Origin of the sequence: Capnocytophaga sp. oral taxon 878 (assembly GCF_002999135.1) — a bacterium.
GTDB lineage: Bacteria > Bacteroidota > Bacteroidia > Flavobacteriales > Flavobacteriaceae > Capnocytophaga.
This window is the reverse complement of sequence record NZ_CP027229.1, coordinates 1813345-1836350: the sequence shown is the minus strand read 5'-3', so window position 1 is coordinate 1836350 and position 23006 is coordinate 1813345. Positions and strand designations below refer to the sequence as shown.

The window sequence follows — 23006 nt, the reverse complement described above, 5'->3', positions numbered from 1 at the left end:
CTATGGAAGCGACTACAAAGGCAATTAATGCCCCTGAAGAGGATGAGATAGACTTAATAGCACTGATTCAAAAAATATGGTCGGCACGCAAACGAATATTTCTTATTACTTTAGTTTTCTTGGTGATAGGGATCTTAATAGCTCTTTTCTCGGCTAAAGAATATACAGCAACTACTATAGTAGTGCCACAAACAGAAAGTAAAGGAGGTAGTAACTTAGGTGGTTTGGCGGCATTGGCGGGTATTAGCATTGGAGGAGGAAGTTCTGAGATGTTACCTCTTACTACATATCCTAAAATTGTAGAAAGTGTACCTTTCAGAAAGAAATTAGCACAAACAAAGCTGACTTTTTCTGATATACCTCAGCCTATTACCTATGAAGAATATTGCCAAAAACATACTAAGCCCAGCCTTATGGGGCGCATTATGAGTGTATTTAGCAGTACACCAGCTCCAGAACCTGCTCTTAGTATTGCAGATACTACTCAAATTATGAGTCTTAGCAAGGAAGAACGAGGTATATTGAATAGTATAGATACTCGACTTAAAATTAATTTGAATGAAAAAGAGGGGCTTATTACCTTATCTTGTGCAATGCCTGAAGCCTTGCCTTCGGCACAGATGTTACAAGCAGCACAACAGTTGCTACAAGAAACTGTAACAGAGTTCAAATTACAAAAAGCTAAAGAAGAATACGATTTTGTGCGACAGCGTTGTGCTGAAGCAGAGAAAGACGCTAAAGAAAAACAATATGCTGTAGCTCAGTTTCAAGATCGTAACAGAGACCTCTTTAGTAATTTGCCTCAAACACGTTTGCAACAATTACAAGCCGAATATAACTTAGCTTTCAGTGTATATACTGAGTTAGCAAAACAACTAGAAACTAAGCGTATTAAGTTAAAAGAAGACCAACCTATTTTCACAATTATTGAACCTGTAAGTGTACCTAATGAACGCTCAAAGCCAAATCGAATAATGATTATAGCCATTTGGATGTTTATAGGTTTGGTAGTAGGTATAGGAAGTGTATTTATAAGTGATTTTAGAAAACAACTAAAAGCTAAACAACAAGCTGCTAATGACTAATCATATTATATTTGATATGGATGGGGTGCTATTGGACAGTGAGCCTATGCATCAACAACTCATATATGAAACTTTTCAGGAGAAAGGAATTCCTTTTGATAAGTTCTATATTGAAACTCTTACAGGTATGTCGGCTTATCCAATGTGGGAAAAAGTAAAACATGATGCAGCACGTACAGAAACTGTGGAAGAACTGATGCAGTTTCATCGTGATTACTTCTTTAAACGCTTGCCAGAGATACAAGTGCCCTTAGTTCCTTATGTAAAAGAAGTACTAGAGAAGTTTAAAGCACAAGGAAAACATCTATCCCTTGCCTCCTCCTCCCCCCGAAAGTTGATAAACATATTCACCCAACAAACAGGTATAGACTCTTATTTTGAGGTGATAATGAGCGGTGACGATGTACAATACAGCAAGCCCAACCCCGAGATTTTCTTGAAAGTAGCACAGTGCTATAACTTACCCCCAGCACAATTTACGGTAATTGAAGATAGCACTAATGGCATAAAAGCAGCTAAAAATGCCAGAATGCAGTGTATAGGCTTTGATAATCCGCTATCTGGAGGGCAAGATTTGAGCGCAGCCAATAAACGGATACAAACAATGAAAGAATTGTTATGAACAATCTACAACTTATAGAATGTGTAACAACAGCCAATAAGGATTACTTACAATCCTTATTGGCTGTTGGTTTTTATGGGATTGCCCTTAAAGCTGAACTATTCCCTTTAACCGAAAACTTAGACTTTTCAAACACCTCTACTCAAATCTTCTGTTTAGAAGACGAAATACCTTCCATAACCCAGCAAGGCATTACCATAGCCCATTTGGCTACTGCATACCAAGCAGGTAACCAGTGTTTCTACAGTGCAATTAAAGGATATGGGGGCTATCTACCTACTGAAAAGCTACTCACTTACTTCCAAGCCCAGCATATCACAACAGGCATTAATCTTCTAGCTTTTGAAAGTGCTTATAACGAGGCGTTACAACTAAAAATATAAGCAAAGATATGTATATTCGTTCTGTAAATATTCAAACACATAGAACTATTGGATATCCTTATGATACTGAAGCCATACGTTATGCTAAAAGTATCAACCTTGACCAACGGGTAACCTTTATTGTAGGTGATAATGGAGTAGGAAAATCTACCCTTATCGAAACCATTGCTTGTAAACTGAATTTACCTCGTATTAATAATATGTTGGGCTTTCAAGAAAAATTATTTGAACCTATTAGAGATCTTGCTGAATCTTTAGAAATTGATATGATACAAGATCCTTCTGGTTTCTTCTTCCGTTCAGAGGACTTTGGTGATTATGTCTTAAATTCCAATGAAAGCTTTAAAAAGAATATGCTTTACACTTATGGGCAAAATCTTTCTTCTTTTTCTCATGGTCAAGCTTTTTTCCATATTCTCTTTCAAAAAATGAAACGTAAGGGTCTTTTTATATTAGATGAGCCCGAAAACGCAATGTCTCCTTTACATCAGATTGATATGATTTATCTTATCAAAAAACACTTAGAAGATTTTGATTCTCAGTTCATTATCACAACCCATTCACCCATACTAATGGCAATGCCCGATGCAGTCATTTACCAAATTACCAAAAAAGAGATGAAAAGGACTCATTTAGAAGAAGTAGACCACTATATAGTTGCCAAAAACTTTCTTAATAACCCTCGTGCTTTTTTCCGTGAGTTTGATCAGGTATATAAGGACTACAGTCTAAAAGAAGATACTGAAGGCTGGCATAAATTTTTACAACGTATTTAACTCCCTTCACCTCAAAATATAAACATCTATTTTACAGATATTTAAGAAGATAAATATAAGTAACCTCCAGATTTCCAGAAAGATAGATACTCCCTGAACGAACGATAAACGAAGGATAAACGAAGTATAAACGAAGGATAGTCATCTCGCTGGCGCAACCGGGTATCTCGCGAACCATAGTTAGTAAGAAGAATCACAGTTAGCAAGCTAGTATCAAAATCCTTGTAATCAACCCTATTAGCTATTTTAAACTTTACAAAACTGTTCCGTGCTGCTACAACTATTTGTATAACAAACCCAATCATACCAATTTTGCACAGTAAAAGTTCTAGAAAATTACTTTGTTCTTTGGCATATTGGGAAGAAAAAGATTTATTTCCTGCCTAAAATCGAAATCCCTATAGCACAGTTTAAGCAGCGTTTGTGCTGGCAATAATGTTTGTATTGTTGTAACAAGGCTTGGGTATCAAAAGCAGAAAGAACAGAAGCTCCTAATAAGCCAAATTGGCTGATAATATTATTACTTTCAGGCGGAACAGAACGTATTTCAGCTATCAGAGACTCACTCATATCTTTACCCAAATATTGGTAGTACGCATATTTCAATGGGATAACCACATTTATCCAAATAAGGGTAACAAGACTCGCACTAATAGGCTTTTTTACTTTTTTTGAAGTTTTGGAAAAAGTATAGTGGGTTTCCCAATAGGCAGAGGCGCCTACAGCAAAAAGCTGTTTCATAGCAGTAGGAGTATTAGCCTCTATAAGTTGTGAAAAAAGCCCCTCGTGTGCCTCATATAATTGAGCCAGTTGCGATAGCCTGATAGTAGGAAATCCTTGAGGGCGTAGTCCTGTGAAGTGTATTTTTAAGGAGGAAGTAGTTAAGTTGTATTTCTGCTGCAGATAGCTGTAATTTTGAGCCAATTCTTGAGGGTAAGTAAGTTCACTTTCCTTAGGTAGTAAGCCCGCTTGCCCCAGTAGCAGCGCTTCTAAATGCAAGGCGTGTGAGCGCTCTTTACGAATGATACTAAAATCAAGCTGTTTGCCAAGTTGTAAGAAAGCTTCACCATTTACAGTACCTCCAAAAGATTTGAGAAGCATACAAAAAAGCACCTTCTCCCAATCAGAATTAACATCTTTGCGAAGTTCATATACAGCAGCAGCTTTCTCTTCCAAACGTTCTACAAAAAGGCGTTCACTCCACCCAACCGAAGTAATAGTAGGTACACTAAAGTATTCCCTTTCACAAGGAATAAATTGGTGAGCTGAAGCTATAGTTGTTTTATATCTCTCCAGAAGTTCAGGAGCAATTAAGTTTCGCAGTTCTAAGGTAGGAATCGGCTGGTTATTACCATCAAATACATCTATATCGTGCTCCCATACCACATGCAAAATTACATTCCGGTAAGCAGGATCACTCTCATGGCCATGCGCATACCAATATGATGATTTAAGGTGCATTTCTACATTACCCGCCCATTGCTGCTCGCCTATAATTAGTTTCGCATTTTGGAAATCAGGACCTGAAAGAGAATTATAAGCACCAAAGGAGAGGATCTCTAGATTTTCACCCGTAACAAGTACAGTATTCAGTGGTATTTTCTTGTATTTCCAAAGGTAGTGTAAGAAATCTTCTTTCATAGTTTTTAACGAAAAACAAGAAGATTAAGCTTCTTCTTTAGTTGGAAGTTTAAGTTTCTTTTCTGTAAATAAAAAAAGGCGATAGAACAAAGAAGCTAAAAGAGCACCAATAGCAAGTCCTACAAGTATATCACCAGGGAAGTGTACCCCTAAATAAATACGACTATAACTCACAATCACCGACCATAATAATAGCAGCGGAACTATGTAGCGTATGTATTTTTTCAGCAGCAAACTAAAAAAGACAGCTATAACCATAGTATTAGCAGCGTGAGCCGAAAAGAAACCGTATTTACCCCCACAAATTACCATACGCATTTCATTGATAAGTGTTTCATCATGGCAGGGGCGAAAACGTTGAAATCCGTATTTAAAAGCGTTAGCTAATTGGTCAGTAGTAGTGATAATTAATGCTATGAATACCAAGATAAGCACTACTTGTTTCCAGTGAAAATACTTAAAACAAAAGTATAATAAGCACAAGTATAAGGGTACCGAGGCAAGGGGGTGGGTGATGAATAGCCAAAAGCTATCAGCCGCAGGAGTACCCATTCCATTTAGGTAACATAATAGTTGCTTATCTTTTTCAATAAGGTATTCTAACATTCTTTATTTGCGTTTTTTCTTTTTCTTAAAGGCTTGTTGTAGGGCATCAGCAGTTTTTTGTTTACGACTTTCACGCTGGCCTTTCTTCCTATTTCTACTTTCATCACCATTGCGTTTTCTGCTATCGCTGTTTTGTTTGCGTCCGCTACGCTCTCTTCCAGCTCCTTTGCTAGAAAGTTCTACATTAATGAAGCGTCCATCTAGTTTGAAGTCGTTGAAGGTCTCCATTACTAAGTCAGTAAGTTCAGCATCAGTATTGAAGAAAGAAAAACTGTTTTTAACATCTACTTTGAAAACATCATCACGTCCTAAATTAAGAGTCGCTTTTAGGAAGTCTTTAAGGGTTTTCCAGTCATATCCGTCACGTTCTCCTATATTTATAAAATAGCGCACCTCATCAGCGCTACTACCGCTGTGAGAACTTTTTTCCTCTTCTACCGATAAGTTTTCAGCATTTTTGTAATAATTGAAGAAACGAGTAAATTCTACCGAGAATATTTTTTTGATGAGTTCTTCTCTATCTAAGTCTTTTAGTTCTTTGTAGATAGCAGGCAGATAATCATCTATAGCAGGGTTTACTTCTACATTTTTAAGGTTGTTAGCCAAATGATAAAGCTGTATCTCACAGATTTCCATACCCGAAGGCAATTGTTTCTGTTCAAAAGGTTGCCCAATCATTTTCTCGATAGTTTTAATTTTCTTTACCTCACTTTTAGGTAAAATAACCATCGAAATCCCCGATTTACCTGCACGTCCTGTACGTCCACTACGGTGGTTATAGGTTTCTATCTCATCAGGAAGTTGGTAATGAATTACGTGAGTGATATCATCTACATCTATACCACGTGCAGCTACATCAGTAGCAATTAGCATTTGTATTTGGCGTGCACGGAATGATTTCATCACTAAGTCACGTTGGTTCTGACTAAGGTCACCGTGAAGGGCAGCAGCATTATAGCCATCTTCAATCAGTTTTTCAGCTACAGCCTGTGTATCACGTTTAGTGCGGCAAAATACTACAGAGAAGATGTCTGGGTTAGCATCTGCAAGTCGTTTTAATGCTTGATATCTATGACGACCGCTTACCACATAGTACTCGTGTTGTACAGTGCTTGTAGCTTGGTTGCGTGTACCTACTGTAATTTCAATAGGTTTACGCATAAACCTACGAGCAATTTTAGCTACTTCATTAGGCATAGTAGCCGAGAAGAGCCAAGTACTTTTTTCTTGAGGGGTATGTGATAGGATAGCTGTAATATCTTCATAGAAACCCATATTCAGCATTTCGTCAGCTTCATCAAGCACACAATAGTTAATGTTTGTAATATCTACAAACTCTCTACGTATCATATCTTGCATACGCCCTGGTGTAGCTACAATAATTTGAGCTCCTTTTTTTAGGCTACGTGCTTGTTCTTCAATACTTGCACCACCATATACAGCAACTACATTCACTTTAGGAAGGTACTTTGCATAGTTGCGTAACTCAGAGGCTATTTGCAAGCATAGTTCACGTGTAGGCGAAAGGATAAGACCTTGTGTTACTCGGCTATCAGTATCAATAAGTTGTAAAAGGGGGAAGCCAAAAGCGGCTGTTTTTCCAGTGCCCGTTTGGGCTAAAGCTACCATATCAGATCCATCTTCTAAAAGAGTAGGAATGGCTTTTTGCTGGATTTCAGAAGGAGTTTCAAAGCCCATATCATTGATGGCTTTGAGGATAGGTTCATCAAGACCTAATTGTTCAAATAAATTCATTAATGTAATGTGTCAATTAGGTAACTTGCTAATCTGCCAATTAGTGATGTACCTAATAAATTAAGGCGCAAAGGTACAACATTATTTGTAAATACCTGTTATTGAGGAAGAAAATATTTTCATAAGTTTTAATGTTTATTGATTATCAGTAAGTTATAAAAAATAAAAACTTTGCCAAAGTCCTGAAACTTTGGCAAAGTCTTATAATTATAAACTATATTTGCTAATTATTTGGTACTACAATCCACTCTCCATTGCTTAGGAGGGGTTGCGCTTGTTTGAATTTCATATCCTTACGCTCACCAGTACGAATATTTTGTATAGTTACTTTATCATTACGACCTATTTTAGGTTGTTCACGCACTATGGTCTCTACTACTGAACGGCGTTGTGAAGCTTGTTGTCCTACTTCACGGGCGCGCTGTGCCATTTCATCACTATTCAAGGTTTCTTCCTTGTTAGTTTGATATTGCTCACGAGTGCGTTGCGGAGCTTGCGCTTCTTGGACAGAAGCATTTTGATTAGGTAATTCAGCTTTGAATAAGAATGAAACAATATCTTTATTCACCTTGTCAATCATTGTTTTGAAAAGTTGGAAAGCTTCAAACTTATAGATTAACAGAGGATCTTTTTGTTCATGAACCGCTAATTGTACCGATTGTTTTAGCTCATCCATTTGTCGTAGGTGGGTTTTCCATTCCTCGTCAATAATTGCTAATGTAATGTTCTTCTCAAAATCACTTATCAGTTTTTTACCTTGTGTTTCATAAGCTTCTTTTAGGTCTGTTACAATGTTTAACATTTTCTGACCATCTGTAAAAGGAACTACAATACGCTCATAAGTGTTTTGTGGGTTTTCGTATACATCTTTAATCACAGGGAAAGCCAATAAGGCACTTCGTTCAGTTTTAGCTTGATAATGGTTCAATACTTCACGATATAAAGTAAAAGTAAGCTCATTAGCCGATAATTTACCAAAGTCAGTTTCTGTGATATTTGTTTTTAGTGAAAAGTATTTAATAAGTTCAAATTCAAAATTTCTGTAATTATTTGCACCTTTATTGCTTTCCACTATCACTTCGCAAGTGTCAAATATCATATTTGCCAAGTCTACTTTTAGGCGTTCTCCTTCCAAAGCGTGACGTCTACGTTTGTATATTACTTCACGCTGAGCATTCATTACATCATCATACTCCAACAGACGTTTGCGAATACCAAAGTTATTCTCCTCAACTTTCTTCTGAGCTGTTTCAATACGTTTAGTCATTATAGAGTGTTGTATCACATCTCCTTCTTTATGACCTAAGCTATCCATAAGGCGGGCTATACGTTCCGAACCAAATAATCGCATAAGGTTATCTTCCAATGATACGTAGAATAATGAACTTCCTGGGTCTCCTTGTCGTCCTGAACGTCCTCTTAACTGGCGGTCTACTCTTCGTGAATCATGGCGTTCAGTTCCTATAATAGCCAAACCTCCTGCTGCTTTTACTTCAGGGCTTAGTTTAATATCCGTACCACGTCCAGCCATATTAGTAGCAATAGTTACTACCCCAGCTTGTCCTGCTTCAGCTACTATTTCAGCCTCTTTTTTATGTAGTTTTGCATTCAGTACATTATGCTTTATTTTACGCATTGTAAGCATACGGCTTAGTAATTCCGATACTTCTACCGAGGTCGTACCTATTAACACAGGTCTACCAGCTTCCGATAGTTCAACTACCTTATCAATTACAGCATTGTATTTCTCACGTTTAGTCTTATAAATAAGGTCATTATGATCTTTACGAGCTATAGGGCGATTAGTAGGAATTTCCATCACATCTAGTTTGTATATTTCCCAGAACTCACCCGCTTCAGTAATAGCAGTACCTGTCATACCCGATAGTTTACTGTACATACGGAAGTAGTTTTGCAAAGTAATAGTCGCATAGGTTTGGGTAGCAGCTTCAATCTTTACATTCTCTTTGGCTTCAATCGCTTGGTGCAAACCATCAGAATAACGTCGACCGTCCATAATACGACCTGTTTGCTCATCAACAATGAGCACCTTATTATCAATCACCACATACTCTACATCTTTTTCAAATAAGGTATAGGCTTTTAGCAATTGATTGAGGGTGTGAATGCGCTCACTTTTCACACTAAAATCTTGAAATAGTTTATCTTTAAGAGCAGCTTCTTCTTCTATAGGCAAATGTTGGTTCTCAATATTAGCGATTTCTATTCCAATATCAGGCAATACAAAGAAATCTTTATCTCCACCATAAGCAATATCAGCAAACCCCTTATCAGTAAGTTCTATTTGGTTATTCTTCTCATCAATCACGAAGTATAGTTCAGCATCTACCTTTGGCATTTCACGATTGTTATCCTGCATATAGTAGTTCTCTGTCTTCTGCAGAAGCTGTTTAACTCCTTCTTCACTTAAGAACTTAATAAGTGCTTTATTTTTAGGTAAACCACGGTACACACGTAATAGCTGGAATCCACCTTCTTTAGTATCGCCTTCAGCTATAAGTTTACGTGCATCAGCCAATACTTTGGTAAGGTAAGCGCGTTGTTTGTTTACTAAGTCGTCTACTATTGGTTTTAGTTCATTGAATTCGTGTAGTTCTCCTTTAGGAGTAGGACCAGATATAATAAGAGGGGTACGAGCATCGTCTATCAATACCGAGTCCACCTCATCCACTATAGCGTAGTTATGAGCACGTTGTACCAAGTCTTCAGGGGTATGTGCCATATTATCACGCAAGTAATCAAAACCAAATTCGTTATTTGTTCCGTAAGTAATATCAGCATTATAAGCACGGCGGCGTGCTTCCGAGTTAGGTTGGTGGTTATCTATACAATCCACACGTAATCCGTGAAACTCAAATAAAGGCCCCATCCAAGCGCTATCTCGTCTAGCCAAGTAGTCATTCACAGTTACAAGATGCACCCCATTTCCTGTTAAGGCGTTAAGGTATACAGGCAAGGTAGCCACAAGGGTTTTACCTTCCCCTGTCTGCATCTCAGCAATTTTCCCTTGGTGTAGCGCAATACCTCCTATTAGCTGCACATCATAGTGCACCATATCCCAAGTAACATCTTTACCTGCAGCATCCCAATGGTTTTTCCAAATCGCATTATCTCCCTCAATGCTTACATAATCATGTAAAGCCGATAGTTCACGGTCATGCTCATTAGCAGTAACTACAATAGTAGCATTGTTCGCAAAGCGGCGTGCTGTTTCCTTCATTGTAGCAAAGGCTTCAGGCAATATTTCATTCAGCATCTTTTCCGAAGCCTGATACGCCTCACCACTTAGTTTGTCTATTTCAGTATAAAGGTCTTCTTTTTTATCAATATCTTCTGTAGCGTTAGCTTGTGCTTGTAGGTCTGCAATTTGTGCATCATAGGTAGCACGAGCTTCTTTTATACGCTCTTTAAATTCAATAGTTTTAGCTCGTAGCTCATCATTGCTTATAGCTTCTAAACGGGCTGCGTGGGTTTTTATTTTCTCAACAATGGGTTGAATGGCTTTTAAATCATTTTTGGCTTTATCACCAACAAAAATTTTAATAAGGGAATTTATAATACTCATTATAATACTTAATATTTTATGATACTTTGCTAAAGTCTTTATAGCCTCCTGCAAAGCCTTTTAAAAATCTTTACTTTTTCTTTTTGGTCAATAAATATACCAAACTATTAATAACTGACAAATTGTCACTCTTATCCATTTGGCTATTGATATATTTTGCTAATTAAAAAAAGTCTCATTGCAGAGACTTTTATTTTCTAATATTCATCTTCATTCCATAAGTAATCCTCTTCCGACGGGTAATCAGGCCAGATTTCGTCAATAGATTCATACATATCACCTTCGTCCTCTATTTCTTGAAGGTTCTCAACAACTTCCATAGGCGCACCGGTACGGATAGCATAGTCAATAAGCTCGTCCTTAGTAGCAGGCCAAGGAGCATCACTCAAATAAGAGGCAAGTTCTAACGTCCAATACATAAACTAATAGAATTTTAAAATTTTGGGCGCAAAGATACTATTTAAAACTGAAAGTACCAAAAATATTTTCTATTTTTTATCATATTTCAATGCAAAAGCACGCACATTCCTATAATTTGCATTTCTTTTTGCCTAAATAAACTTCTTTTTGCAGGCAGAATAAGTATTCACTACATATCGTTATCTCCTGCTATTCATTATGCCCCAACTACCCAGCCCAACTCTTGTTGTCAGCTCACAGATATCTAAGTAGTAAAAAGCAGTAATCATAATCCCACAATTATTTATCACTATCCTTATAATATTCTATTTCTCTCTTTTCTACCGAATAGATAAGTTCCTTATTTGTCTTTGTATAGTAAGCATAAATAGTTCTTTGGGTGTAGTTGTCTTGGGTGTCATAAGTATACTCATATCTAAGGGTGAGAATATGTCTAAGCGTATCTTTGCCCTCATACAGTTTTTCAGTAGCAGGATGTCGGTTTTCGTTGTACGAATATTCCCATTCACTATCAAAATCCCATTCTTCACTGCTAAAAAGTCTTGATTCATAATTTTTCTTACTCTTCATATTTCCTATATGATCATATTGGTAAACAGTTTTTTCCACTGCCCCAACAATCCCATAGCGCACCCTTTCCGTAGCTCTATCATTACTGTCGTAGCTATATTCATAAGTATTTAGTACTTTACCAGTATTCCCATTTTTAACCCTTTCCAAATCTCCCTTTTCGTTGTAAAAGCGTATGTAATGTGTTGCCTTCTCTTCTGTAGTGTCATTAGGAGTGTAAAATGCGTGTATAACCCCTTTTTCAGGATAAGTGAACACCTTCTTACCTTCTGGCGTAATTATTTCAGTATAGAACCCCTGTTTGTTAAAGTGCGAAGTAGTAATCAATGTATCAATCTTTCTTACCTCCCCATCTTCATTGTAGTAGTATTCATATACTATTTCTTTTAAGGTTTTCACTCTTCCGTGCAGTTCATTATCCCCGCATTTATTTTTCTCAAAAGGCGGATATTTAGAGCAGCTCACAGCCCCCCATAAGGCACATAATAACAAAAAGAATATGTTAAATCTCATTTCATTCACTTTTTAATTGTTTAGCACTTTGATGATGTATTAAGGTCTTCATTTGCGAAATAGCCGTCCCGCACTCTTTCTACCCTCCCTTGGTAATGTACTCAATACTACTTTGTAACCTCAGCCCTTATCTGTTAATACCACCCTGCAAAACTACAAAAATTAATTCAAATAACCAAAACCTCCATACCTCCTACACCTTTTCCCTTTAAAATAAAAAATTCTCATCTATTTCTCATTTTCTTTGCCAATATCTCAAAAACATCCATACTCATTTTCTTCCCCCCTACCACTTATCTCCCACCTGATAATCACCTCTTTCTGCCTCACCCTCCTACCTCTTACCTCTTATCTTTTGCCTACTTTAAGCGAAGGATAAACGAACTATAAACGAACTGTAAACGAAGGATACACCTTACATCTCTGTATATCAGCCATTTTGCTTCCCACCCCTCTTTTTGCGAAAATCTCAACAAAACTCCCCAAACATTACATTATCTTCAATCCCCCAATCAAACATCTTATCAATAATTATTTGTTAATTGTCAATTGTTCCGTATCTTTGCCCGCAAAAATTAATAAAGAATATGCAAAACGGAATTTATGCCAAAATCACTACCACCAAAGGCGTTATACTACTACGCCTCACTTATGCCGAAACCCCTGCTACCGTAGGTAATTTCATCGCCCTTGCCGAAGGAAAAATGAAAAACTCCCAAAAACCAATAGGCACCCCTTATTACAACGGACTTACCTTTCACCGTGTCATCCCTAATTTTATGATACAAGGCGGATGCCCTCTCGGCACCGGCACCGGTGATCCTGGCTATCGCTTCGATGATGAGTTCCACCCTTCATTAAAGCACAACAAGGCAGGCGTCCTCTCTATGGCGAATGCCGGCCCAGGAACCAATGGCAGTCAGTTCTTCATCACCCACCTGCCCACCCCTTGGCTCGATGGTAAGCACACCGTTTTTGGCGAAGTGGTCGAAGGACAAGAAGTGGTCGATGCCATCGCTCAAGGTGATAAAATTGATACTGTCGAAATCATTAGGGTAGGTGCCGAAGCCCAAAACTGGGACGCCCTACAAGCCTTTAACCAACAACAAGAAACCAAAGCCGCTCGCCTTGCCGAAGAAAAACGAAAAGCCGAAGCAGCCCTCGCTCAAGAAGTCGTAGGATTCCAAAAAACCGAAAGCGGTCTATATTACCAAATCACCCACCACGGCACCGGTAAGCAAGCCGTAGCAGGTAAGCCCGTATCAGTACATTACACCGGTATGTTGCTCGATAAAACCGTGTTCGATAGCTCACGCCGCCGTGCCGAGCCGCTTCGCTTCACCGTAGGAGTAGGGCAAGTTATCGAAGGATGGGACGAAGGAATCCTCCTCCTACACGAAGGCGATAAAGCACGCTTGGTAATCCCCGCTCACTTAGCCTATGGCGCCCGCGGTGCAGGAGGCGTAATCCCTCCCAACGCAACCCTTATTTTCGATGTCGAATTAGTCTCCGTAGGCTAATACATAACCCCGATAACAACCTCTCATAAGTCTCCTTAGCCAGAGGTTCTCGGCAGTAACTTAGTAAGTATTTAATGGGGGTGAGGGCATTCCCACCCCCTAAAACTTGCTAATAAAAAAATATTTACTACCTTTGCAAGGCAAAGCCATTACACCTTTCCCGCGTAATATATCAAGTACCTACACCACAACACAAAAAACGTACAACCCGTGTAAAACTTTAATAAACAACAATAACAAATAAGTTAGACTTAAAAAATATGTCCAATATCAAAAAGTTAATCATAGCAGCTTCTCTAGCAGTAGCAGCCATCGGTACCTACCTATACGCCTGTGGGGGCGATTGGGGCTGGGGCTATTACTATAACTCCATCTTCGCTCCCGAGGTAACCGTCAATAAAAAACCGTACGAACCCTTGTATATGGAGCCCGATAACCTATTCTATAACGGCGATTATATCACCGCCGGTACTCTCAGCTTCCGTAACGATGATCTTGCCGACTGGAAAAAATACCTCGCCCAAAACCTTACCGACGAGGCAATCTCCTACTTTATGTACGACCCCAACGCCTTGCCCGATATTGAAAAATATAACTCCGCCCCCGATAAAGGAAAAGTAAGCCTTACCAAGCCCATACCACAAAAAAATAGCGGCGTGGTAACCAACTTCTTTACCGTATTAGGCTTCGCCCGTGGTAACGAACATATCACCAACGTAACCTACGACCCTTGGGATTATGACCAAAGCATCAACAGAGAGCGCACCCAAAATACCGAAATACAAAAAGCCGAAAAGCTATTCCGCAATGCCGCTGCCTCCACCGATCCTTTCTTTGCCAACCGTATGTGGCTACAAGTCCTACGCCTCAAATTCTACTCCAATAACCGCAGCTCCGTAATTAGCTTTTTTAACGAAACCCATAACTCCCAACCCAAAAACTCTATCTACTATCGCGGTCTGCACTACTTAGCAGGTGCCTACAAAGCCCAAGGCAACTACGCCAAAGCCAATGCCGCTCTGGCTACACTCTTCAATACCAAATATAATTATAAGCAAACAGCCACCTTTGAGTATCACCCCTTGCGTGATTACGAAGTGAACCAAATAGCCTCATCCCTACCAGCCGACGAGCAGTGCGCCCTATGGGCTATGCAAGGCTATTACGGTAATGAGGAAACAGCTATGCAAAAAATACTAACCATTAACCCCAAATCCCCTCACATCGATTTCCTCCTAAGCCGATATGTCAATATCATAGAAGCAAAAATTAATGAAATCGAGATAGAAGACCTTGAAAGTTACCACCAGCAACGCCGAAAAATAATCACTACCAATTTCAATACCGATTGGGTTATCCAAACAGCCAATAAAGCCAACGTATCCAATCCCTACATCTGGAACGCAGCAGCCGGATACCTCGAAGTCTTTAAAAATAACTACTACGAGGCTAAAGATTTCTTGCAAAAAGCCGAAGCACAAGCCAAAGACCCCCTACAAAAAGTACAAGTACGCCTCATCGATATTTTTAATGAAATAACAGCCTTAAATGCTATCGATTCCGGTGATGAAACACGATTGCTAAAGCGCCTCCAATGGTTCGAGAACTCTCCCATCCTAAAAAAATCCGAAAACCGATTGCGCGATGTCTTTATAACCGATTTTACCAAAGCATACCTATCTCGCTTGTATAAAGAAAGAGGGAACGATTTAATGAGCGAAATTATTTTACCCCAGCGCCATTATTTAACCAATGCCCAAAACTCTATTCGTATTGAGCAGTTCCTACTAAAACCCGATAAAACCGACTGGGAAAAACATTGGGCAAAACAATACAGATTTACCTTAGGCGAAATCTATGAAAGCAGGGCTCTCTATGCCTTCTACAAAGGCGATATTGATGAGGCTATAGCCCAAATGCGCAAAACTCCTTTTGAAGATACACGTCAGTATGATAGCAAAGCCGAAAAATGGGTTGATATAAAAGTGAAAAGAAGCGAAGCCAAGCTCCCCGCCAATCCTTTTAATGGCTTCATCACCGATTGCCACGACTGCGAACACCAAAAAGGAGTACGTAACCCTTACAGTATGTTGTCTTTCTTGGAAAAGGTAAAGGAAATGCAACAAAAATTAGAACAAGGCGAAGATGTCTATAATAACGCCCTACTACTGGGCAACGCCTTTTATAACTGTACTTATTTCGGTAATAGTCGCTTCTTCTATAGTAACAGAGTCTTAGGTGAGTCAGGTGATTTAGGGGTCGAAAAAGAAAATGAAGACTTCTTGCTCAGTATGAATTTCGCCAAAAAATACTACCAAATAGCTCAGCAAAACGCTACTAATGATGAGCAACGCGCCAAAATAGCCTATATGCTTGCCAAGGTAGAACGCAATGAATTTCATAACCAAACCTACTTCTACAAAGGAGAATGGTATGGCGCAGGCTATAAAGAAATAATTTTTAAGGATTGGAATGGCTTTAAGGAGCTTCGCAAATATCCTCATACCAAGTATTACAAAGAGGTTCTTAAAGAATGCGGATATTTTAAAAAAGTAGCAAACAGACGATGAATAAAATAGATATAATATTACTAATAATTTTAGCCTTTGGCGCAGTACGAGGTTTTATGAGGGGGCTCATTATCGAGATGGCTTCTCTCTTAGCCATAGTAGTGGGTATTTATGGGGCTATACACTTTTCCTTTTTTACAGCCTCTTTGTTGGAAAAAGTTATCACTGCCCAGCGCTCTACTATTGAGGTTGTAGCCTTTGCCATAACCCTCATTGTCCTGATGTTAGCAGTAATGTTCCTTGCCAAATTGCTCACCCAAATGTTTAATGCCGCTCAGCTCGGTTTCCTTAACCGCCTCGCAGGTGCTTTGTTCGGGTTAATCAAGTCGGCAGTAATAGTGGGTTCATTATTTGTGTTCTTGGAGCGCACTTTCCAAACCGAAAAATGGTTCTCTCCATCAGTTCTTAATAGCTCATTGTTGTACCAGCCCGTAAAAAGCATTAGTGAGGTAGTGTATGCCAATGTATTTCCCGATAAAAATAAAGAAGAAATAAAACCCGAATAATATGAAAAGATTTTTTTTATGTTTAGTAGCCCTTCTAGCACTAACAGCTTGTGAACGCAAAACAGCTGCCGATGTAGGCAAAGAAAAAAATAAAGGCATAGCCATAACAAGTAATGATGAAGTTACTATACTCGAAATGCCCGAAGGTACCCTACCCAAAGGCAGTGTCAAGATAGAAACCGAGCCTGGTGATATATGCCCTACACAGCATCCCAAATACCGCCTCGTACCTATCTTCAAGGTAAATTACAATAAGCACAATACTCGCTATGTGGGTAACCTTAGTTACCTTACCAACAACTCTTATGATTATGATTATAATCTCGATATAAACAGAAAAAAGGAAGGTAATAACTGGCACGGCAATATTGTAGCAGGATTCAATACTGTATACGGCGATGGTTTAGTGAATATAGCAGTGATAAATGTAGAAACAAAACAGCAAAAACTGCTCTTTGAAAAACCTACCTTTATTGAAAATTTATACTACCCTACCGAAGAAAATGACACCCTTAACTTTAAGCCTGTAACCCGTAATTATTATATGATTTCTTGTTATGATGAAGATACTAATAATGATGGTTACCTTAACCGTAATGATTTGCGTCACTTTTACCTTTACAGCCTTGAAGGTAATAAACTAAAACAACTCATTCCTAATGGCTACGGTGTAATTGGCTCTAGCTATGACGGAGCCAATGATGCTCTTTACATATACGCCCGTCAGGATACCAACCAAAACGGTAAAATAGAAGTCAATGAGCCAAGACACATTTTCTTAACCGACCTTAAAACCCCCGAAAACACTGTATTGCTGTACAAATAATGGAAGGATTAGTATACAAATCAACAGGAAGTTGGTACACTGTTAAAAATCTTGCTACAGGGCAGATGTATGAATGCCGTATTAAGGGCAAATTACGCCTAAAAGGTATTAAAAGCACCAATCCTATTGCCGTAGGCGATAAGGTACTTTTTACCCTCGAAGAAGAAGGAAACCGAGGGGTAATTACCGAAATTAAAGAGCGTGATAATTACATCATCCGCAAGTCAGTGAATCTTTCCAAGCAAACACATATTATAGCCTCCAATATTGATGTAGCTTTCTTGGTAGTAACGCTTAATAACCCTCCTACCTCTACTACTTTTATTGATCGTTTTCTAGTCACTACCGAAGCCTATGGCATCAAGGCAATCATTCTTTTTAACAAGGTCGATACCTATACTGATGATGAACTCTTAGAAATAAAATACCTTGCGGCAATATACCGCAAGGCAGGTTATGAGTGTATAGGTATTTCAGCCTCTACAGGCAAAAATATTGATAAGGTCAAAGCCGTTATGGAGGGCAAAACTTGTGTAGTGTCAGGGCATTCAGGGGCGGGTAAATCTACCCTTATCAATGCTATTGCTCCTCAATTACAGCTCAAAACAGCCGAAATTTCAGCACAGCACCAGCAGGGGCAGCACACCACTACCTTTGCCGAAATGTTTGATCTTCCTTTTGGGGCTCGTATTATTGATACTCCTGGTATTAAGGGCTTCGGAATGGTCGAGATTGAAAAAGAAGAACTCTCCGATTATTTTCCTGAGTTTTTTGCTTTAAAGCACCAGTGCAAGTTCAATAACTGCCTCCATACCGATGAGCCTCAGTGTGCCGTAAAGGAAGCCTTAGAAAATGATGAAATAGCGTGGTCACGATACAAAAGTTACCAGCAGATACTCAAAGGTGAAGAAAGTGTGTATCGTGAAAGTGAAGATGAGTAAGTAGCTTTATTGCTTATTAGCTTTATATACTACTTCTTGTACTCGTTGGCGTATTAGTTTATTAATAAGTAACTTATTTTCCGCCGATGGGTATGTTCTGTTGGAAAGAAATACAATTACAATTTCATTACTAGGGTCAGCCCATGCAAAAGTCCCTGTAAATCCAGTATGTCCAAAACTATCCATAGGCACACAGCCACAGGTAGGACCTGCTGTTCCTAATTGGGGCTTGTCAAATCCCAAGCCGCGTCTATTGCCTTCAGTACAATAGTTACAAGTGTTAAATATAGCAACAGCTTGAGGTTGTAAGTACCACGTACCGCCGTAATAGCCTTTTTGCAGAAACATCTGCATCATTTTCGCCACATCGTTAGCAGTACCAAAAAGCCCTGCGTGTCCCCCTACACCTCCTAGCATTGCTGCTCCTTGGTCGTGTACATATCCCCGAAGTTCTTGGCTTCTAAAAGTCTTCTCATTTTCAGCAGGGGCTATATTTTCTTCCGAAAAGCGTTGTAAAGGTAAAAAAGTGAGCTGGTAAGCTCCTAATCCTCTATAAAAATGCTGTTGCACTGCTTCTTGCAATGGCTTTTTTGTTCTCTTCTCAATATATTGTTTAAAGTAGTAATAAGGCAAATCGCTGTACAAGTATTTTTTGCTCTTAATAAGGTTACTGTCATCTATACGTTTGTAGATGCTATCAGTAAACCCCTCACGTAAGTATAAGTTCTTAGCCACTTGGGTAGGGAACTCATTACTGGGGGTAGTGCTATAAAACTCAGCCGAGGGCTTTTTGCTTGCATCAAGGGTTTGGGTATAAAAAGGTATCCATGACTGAAACTGAGCGTAGTGCGAAAGTACCTCTTTCATTGTCATACCTCCTTTATTAGTGTCTTTTAGTTTAGGTAGTAGGTCACCAAAGGTATCAGTAGGATTAAAATCACCTTTAGTGTATAGGCGCATCAGTTCTGGCAGGGTAGCAAGTATTTTAGTAAGCGAAGCAAGATCATAAATGGTATATTCATTTACTTTGTGTTCAGGGTTATAATCCAATGTACCAAAGTTCTTGTTATATACCACTTTACCTTTTTTAGCTACTAATATCTGCATCCCCGGAGCCATTTTTCCTTCAATAGCTTCAGCAGCAATACTATCTATTTGGCTAAGTAGTGTAGTGTCTAAACCTACACTTTCTGCCATTCCGTAAGCTAATCTACCTATTTTAGGGGTGATAATACTAGTGCCTACAGGTAAGTGTGGGTGTGCCGATACTGGCAAAACTCCTTTTCCCTCTATAGCACCAAATATAAGCTGTGCAGCTTTCTCTTGCGCTACTTTGTGGTTTTGGTAGGCAAATACAATCCCTTCTATAGGGTGAATATGCTTTACATCAAGCATAGCATAAGGGCGTGTGAAAATGCTTAGTATTACCTTCTTTTTCTTGCTTATGTGTTCTAACCATCTCAGCTCATTCTCTGTGAATTTGTAAGCCTCCCACGGGCTCTTGTCAGATTTGTGTAAGCCTATAATTACCGTATCGTAAGGTTCAATAGCCTCATACAGCTGGTTGTCATTTTTAGGCTCTATTAGCGCTATTTCTGCATATTTTTTAAGTGAACTATAGAAAGTCCATCCACTGTCATTACCAAACTTCACATAAGCTATTTTGCGCTTTTCAAGTTCTTTTAGGGGGATAATGTTATTCTTGTTTTGCCCTACAGTAAGAGCGTTCTCAAAAAGTTCTTCTGTAAGCAAATCATCAGCACGGGTGTGAATGCTGTCAATCACATCTTTTTCTACTAAGGGAGTAAAACTAGTAAGTCCTACTTTATATTTAGCCATTAATATCTTCTTAACCGAGTGTGCCAAACGCTCTTCGCTAATACGTTTCTTTTGGTAAGCCTTTTTAATAGCTTCAAAACCTTTTGGTAAGTCCGAAGGCATTAGCAAAATATCATTTCCAGCCAAAAACGCAGCTACTTCTACATCACCCACAGGTAAGTACTCCGATACTCCTTTCATACCCAAGGCATCAGTAAAAATAAGTCCTTCATACCCCATTTTAGTCTTTAACAAGTCTGTAATAATAACTTTTGATAAAGAAGAAGGTAGCCCTTGTTTAGGTTCAAGAGCTGGTACATTTAGGTGTCCTACCATCACACTGGCTATACTTTTAGCAACCGATCTAAAAGGGTAAAGCTCTACCTCATTTAGTCTCTCCGAAGTAAAGTTAATAGTAGGTAAGGTTTTATGTGAATCTTTAGCAGTATCACCATGTCCAGGGAAGTGTTTAGCACTACCTAATACTCCCACTTGTTGCATACCACCAGCAAAAGCTAGTCCTTTTTGTGCTACATTCTCTTTATCTTCACCAAAGGAACGATTACCTATAATAGGGTTATCAGGGTTGGTATTAATATCAATATCAGGTGCAAAGTTAAATTGCATCCCTAAGGCTTTGCAGTGTTCTCCTATACGTCTACCAGTCCGTTCTACTAAGCGGTTATCTTTAATAGCTCCCAAGGTCATATTCCAAGGATAAGCATAAGTGGAATCCAACCGCATTGCCAGTCCCCATTCAGCATCCATAGCCATAAAAAGAGGTATTTTTGATAAGGGTTGGTACTCATTAGTAAGTTTAGTTTGTCGTTTAGGGCCTCCTTTTGAGAAGATAATCCCTCCAATATAATATTTCTTTATCCAATCCTTTATTTCATCAGCCTTTTTAGTCCCTATATGGCTAGAAAATAGTGATACCATAAACAGCTGTCCTATCTTTTCGTCAAGGCTCATTTGTTTGTAAGTATCCTCCACCCATTGTTGTTGAGCTTTGGCATCATTAGCTGTTAAAGGTGATTGTTGTCCAAAGGCTGTTATTGTCAAAAACTGAATAGTGAATAGTATATATAGTTTCTTCATTTTTAGTATTCTTCTATTTCTTTACTTAGTTTGTTTTAGGCTTATAAATAAAATTTGTGTAGTGATTATAGTCTTCTCTCTCTCCAATTAGATTTTAAGTAAAAACTTTGCCAAAGGTGCGAGCCACATTGGGCAGTTAGAACCTTTGGCAAAGTCTCTTATCTCCTTTTACTTCTTATCTGCTAAAACTCATCTATATTATAGGCTTTTAGCTTGTTATAAAGGGTCTTACGCGTAAAGCCTAATAACTTAGCTGCTTCTGTTTTATTGTTTTTAGTTTCTGTCAAAGCTCCTATAATAAGCTCACGCTCATTCTCTTTGGTCGAGAAGGTAAAGCGTTCAGTAGGGAAGTGCTTTGTTTCACTAATTACCAATTCAGGCAACTCATTTTCGGTAATGTAATCACCAGTAGTAAGTAGGGCAGCTCGTTTTACCATATTTGAAAGCTCTCGCAAGTTCCCTTTCCAAGTGTACATCAACATTTTTTGTACTGCTTTTTCAGTAAAGCCTTGTACGTTTTTATGTAGTTTCTCATTTGCTCTCTCTAAGAAATAAGAAGCAAATATCATAAGGTCATCTTTACGCTCAGTAAGTGATGGAACTTTTATTGAGAACTCATTAAGGCGGTGATATAAATCTTCACGAAACTCTCCTTTTCTTACTGCTTCCAACAGGTCTTCATTGGTAGCCGCAAGCACCCTAATATCTACATCTATTTCTTTAGAACTACCTATAGGTTTAATACGGCGTTCTTGTAGGGCACGTAACAGTTGTATTTGGTTTTCATAGCTGAGGTTACCTACCTCATCAAGAAAAATAGTACCACCATTTGCCTCCTCAAAATGTCCTTTTTTATCACTAATAGCACCAGTAAATGATCCTTTTACGTGTCCAAAAAACTCGCTGGAAGCTATTTCTTTCGGTATAGCTCCACAGTCCACCGGAATAAAAGGCTTGTTACGGCGTTCACTTTTTAAGTGTATCGATTTGGCTACTACTTCCTTACCAGTACCACTCTCACCCATAATAAGCACCGACATATCAGTGGGAGCTACTAAGTTTATGAATTTAGTAAGTTTTTTCGAAGCAGCACTCACACCTTCAATATACGGATTAAACTCATTTACAGCTGGTACTTTCACCATTTTTGCCGGACTGCTCTTATCCGTTACCGATTTGTTATAAGGTCTTTTTGTCCTTTCAGGTTCAGTATGTGCAATAGCAGCAGGAGTATTTTGTGCGTTTTTTATTACATTCAGCACATCTTCTTGCTGAAATGGTTTTGAAATATAATCAAAAGCACCTAATTTCATAGCCTCTACAGCGGTCGATACCTCTGCATAGCTGGTCATTACCACTACGGGCAGATCAGGAAATGATTCCTTTACTTGTTTCAAAAAGTTTATACCATCGCCATCAGGTAAACGCAAGTCGGTAAATACCATTTTCAGCGACGTACTTAGGTTTTTCTCCGCTTCTTCTAGCGTGTAACAACCTATTACATCGTACCCATTGCGCTCCAAAAAACGACTTAGCATTTTTGAAAACACTACATCATCTTCTACTAAAAGAATAGGATTTTTCATACTTAATCTTAATCAAATATAATAGTTAATTTGCTTTTCTCTTTTGCTGTTACTCACAGCTTTCCTTTAATCTGTATTTTGTGTTATCTCCTATCACAAAAACCGTGCAAAAGTACAACTTTTTTTGAAAATAAAAGTAATATCATTAAAAAAACAGATTTTTTTATCTTGTTTAAAACTCTTG

At 38.6% G+C, this 23006-nt stretch carries 17 protein-coding genes; 9 read left to right on the top strand and 8 right to left on the bottom strand.

From position 1 onward, the window contains the following. Positions 1-2 precede the first annotated feature (2 nt). Genes C4H12_RS08255 through C4H12_RS08240 form a run of 4 tightly spaced genes read left to right on the top strand, consistent with a single transcriptional unit; the run spans position 3 to position 2866 of the window. Complete coding sequence (locus C4H12_RS08255; RefSeq protein ID WP_106098505.1) at positions 3-1085, top strand: Wzz/FepE/Etk N-terminal domain-containing protein; 1083 nt, start codon at positions 3-5, stop codon at positions 1083-1085. After that, positions 1078-1707 carry an HAD family phosphatase gene (locus C4H12_RS08250; RefSeq protein WP_106098504.1) on the top strand — a complete coding sequence of 210 codons (630 nt, stop codon included), beginning with the start codon at positions 1078-1080 and terminating at the stop codon, positions 1705-1707. The genes C4H12_RS08255 and C4H12_RS08250 overlap by 8 nt, the downstream gene beginning before the upstream one ends. Beyond that, positions 1704-2090, top strand: coding sequence for a pyruvate carboxyltransferase (locus C4H12_RS08245; protein WP_371514458.1), 387 nt, complete (start codon positions 1704-1706; stop codon positions 2088-2090). The genes C4H12_RS08250 and C4H12_RS08245 overlap by 4 nt, the downstream gene beginning before the upstream one ends. Positions 2091-2098: 8 nt before the next feature. After that, a complete protein-coding gene (locus C4H12_RS08240; RefSeq protein WP_106098502.1) occupies positions 2099-2866 on the top strand; it encodes an AAA family ATPase in 768 nt (255 codons plus the stop codon). 372 nt (positions 2867-3238) lie between these two features. On the opposite strand, the gene C4H12_RS08235 is transcribed toward C4H12_RS08240, so the two are convergent. The 6 genes from C4H12_RS08235 to C4H12_RS08210 form a co-directional block, all read right to left on the bottom strand. Then, positions 3239-4507 (bottom strand): DUF2851 family protein, encoded by a 1269-nt coding sequence (locus C4H12_RS08235; RefSeq protein ID WP_106098501.1) that lies wholly within the window; start codon positions 4505-4507, stop codon positions 3239-3241. A gap of 24 nt (positions 4508-4531) precedes the next feature. Then, positions 4532-5113, bottom strand: a complete 582-nt coding sequence (locus C4H12_RS08230) for a phosphatase PAP2 family protein (protein ID WP_106098500.1) — start codon at positions 5111-5113, stop codon at positions 4532-4534. A 3-nt stretch (positions 5114-5116) separates the two neighbouring features. Beyond that, positions 5117-6868: a DEAD/DEAH box helicase gene (locus tag C4H12_RS08225; protein WP_106098499.1), complete on the bottom strand. Its 1752-nt coding sequence runs from the start codon at positions 6866-6868 to the stop codon at positions 5117-5119. 223 nt (positions 6869-7091) lie between these two features. After that, complete coding sequence (gene secA / locus C4H12_RS08220; protein WP_106098498.1) at positions 7092-10454, bottom strand: preprotein translocase subunit SecA; 3363 nt, start codon at positions 10452-10454, stop codon at positions 7092-7094. A gap of 197 nt (positions 10455-10651) precedes the next feature. Further along, positions 10652-10873 carry a DUF2795 domain-containing protein gene (locus C4H12_RS08215; protein ID WP_002673751.1) on the bottom strand — a complete coding sequence of 74 codons (222 nt, stop codon included), beginning with the start codon at positions 10871-10873 and terminating at the stop codon, positions 10652-10654. A 280-nt stretch (positions 10874-11153) separates the two neighbouring features. Then, positions 11154-11957, bottom strand: a complete 804-nt coding sequence (locus C4H12_RS08210) for a hypothetical protein (protein WP_106098497.1) — start codon at positions 11955-11957, stop codon at positions 11154-11156. A gap of 587 nt (positions 11958-12544) precedes the next feature. On the opposite strand from C4H12_RS08210, the gene C4H12_RS08205 reads away from it, so the two are divergent. The 5 genes from C4H12_RS08205 (at position 12545) to rsgA (ending at position 18320) form a co-directional block, all read left to right on the top strand. Beyond that, entirely contained in the window at positions 12545-13477 is a 933-nt protein-coding gene (locus C4H12_RS08205; protein WP_106098496.1) for a peptidylprolyl isomerase, read from the top strand. Positions 13478-13737: 260 nt separating this feature from the next. Then, complete coding sequence (locus tag C4H12_RS08200; RefSeq protein WP_106098495.1) at positions 13738-16047, top strand: hypothetical protein; 2310 nt, start codon at positions 13738-13740, stop codon at positions 16045-16047. Beyond that, positions 16044-16553 (top strand): CvpA family protein, encoded by a 510-nt coding sequence (locus C4H12_RS08195; protein WP_106098494.1) that lies wholly within the window; start codon positions 16044-16046, stop codon positions 16551-16553. Before C4H12_RS08200 ends, C4H12_RS08195 begins: the two co-directional genes overlap by 4 nt. A gap of 1 nt (position 16554) precedes the next feature. Further along, positions 16555-17379, top strand: a complete 825-nt coding sequence (locus C4H12_RS08190; protein ID WP_106098493.1) for an EF-hand domain-containing protein — start codon at positions 16555-16557, stop codon at positions 17377-17379. Beyond that, on the top strand, positions 17379-18320 hold the full coding sequence (gene rsgA, locus C4H12_RS08185) for a ribosome small subunit-dependent GTPase A (protein WP_106098492.1): 942 nt from the start codon (positions 17379-17381) through the stop codon (positions 18318-18320). The genes C4H12_RS08190 and rsgA overlap by 1 nt, the downstream gene beginning before the upstream one ends. A gap of 6 nt (positions 18321-18326) precedes the next feature. Here rsgA and C4H12_RS08180 read toward each other — a convergent pair whose 3' ends face one another. Together C4H12_RS08180 and C4H12_RS08175 are read right to left on the bottom strand one after the other, a co-directional pair. Further along, positions 18327-21236 carry a glycoside hydrolase family 3 N-terminal domain-containing protein gene (locus C4H12_RS08180; RefSeq protein WP_106098491.1) on the bottom strand — a complete coding sequence of 970 codons (2910 nt, stop codon included), beginning with the start codon at positions 21234-21236 and terminating at the stop codon, positions 18327-18329. A gap of 182 nt (positions 21237-21418) precedes the next feature. Further along, positions 21419-22822 carry a sigma-54 dependent transcriptional regulator gene (locus tag C4H12_RS08175; protein WP_106098490.1) on the bottom strand — a complete coding sequence of 468 codons (1404 nt, stop codon included), beginning with the start codon at positions 22820-22822 and terminating at the stop codon, positions 21419-21421. Between the last annotated feature and the right edge of the window lie 184 nt (positions 22823-23006).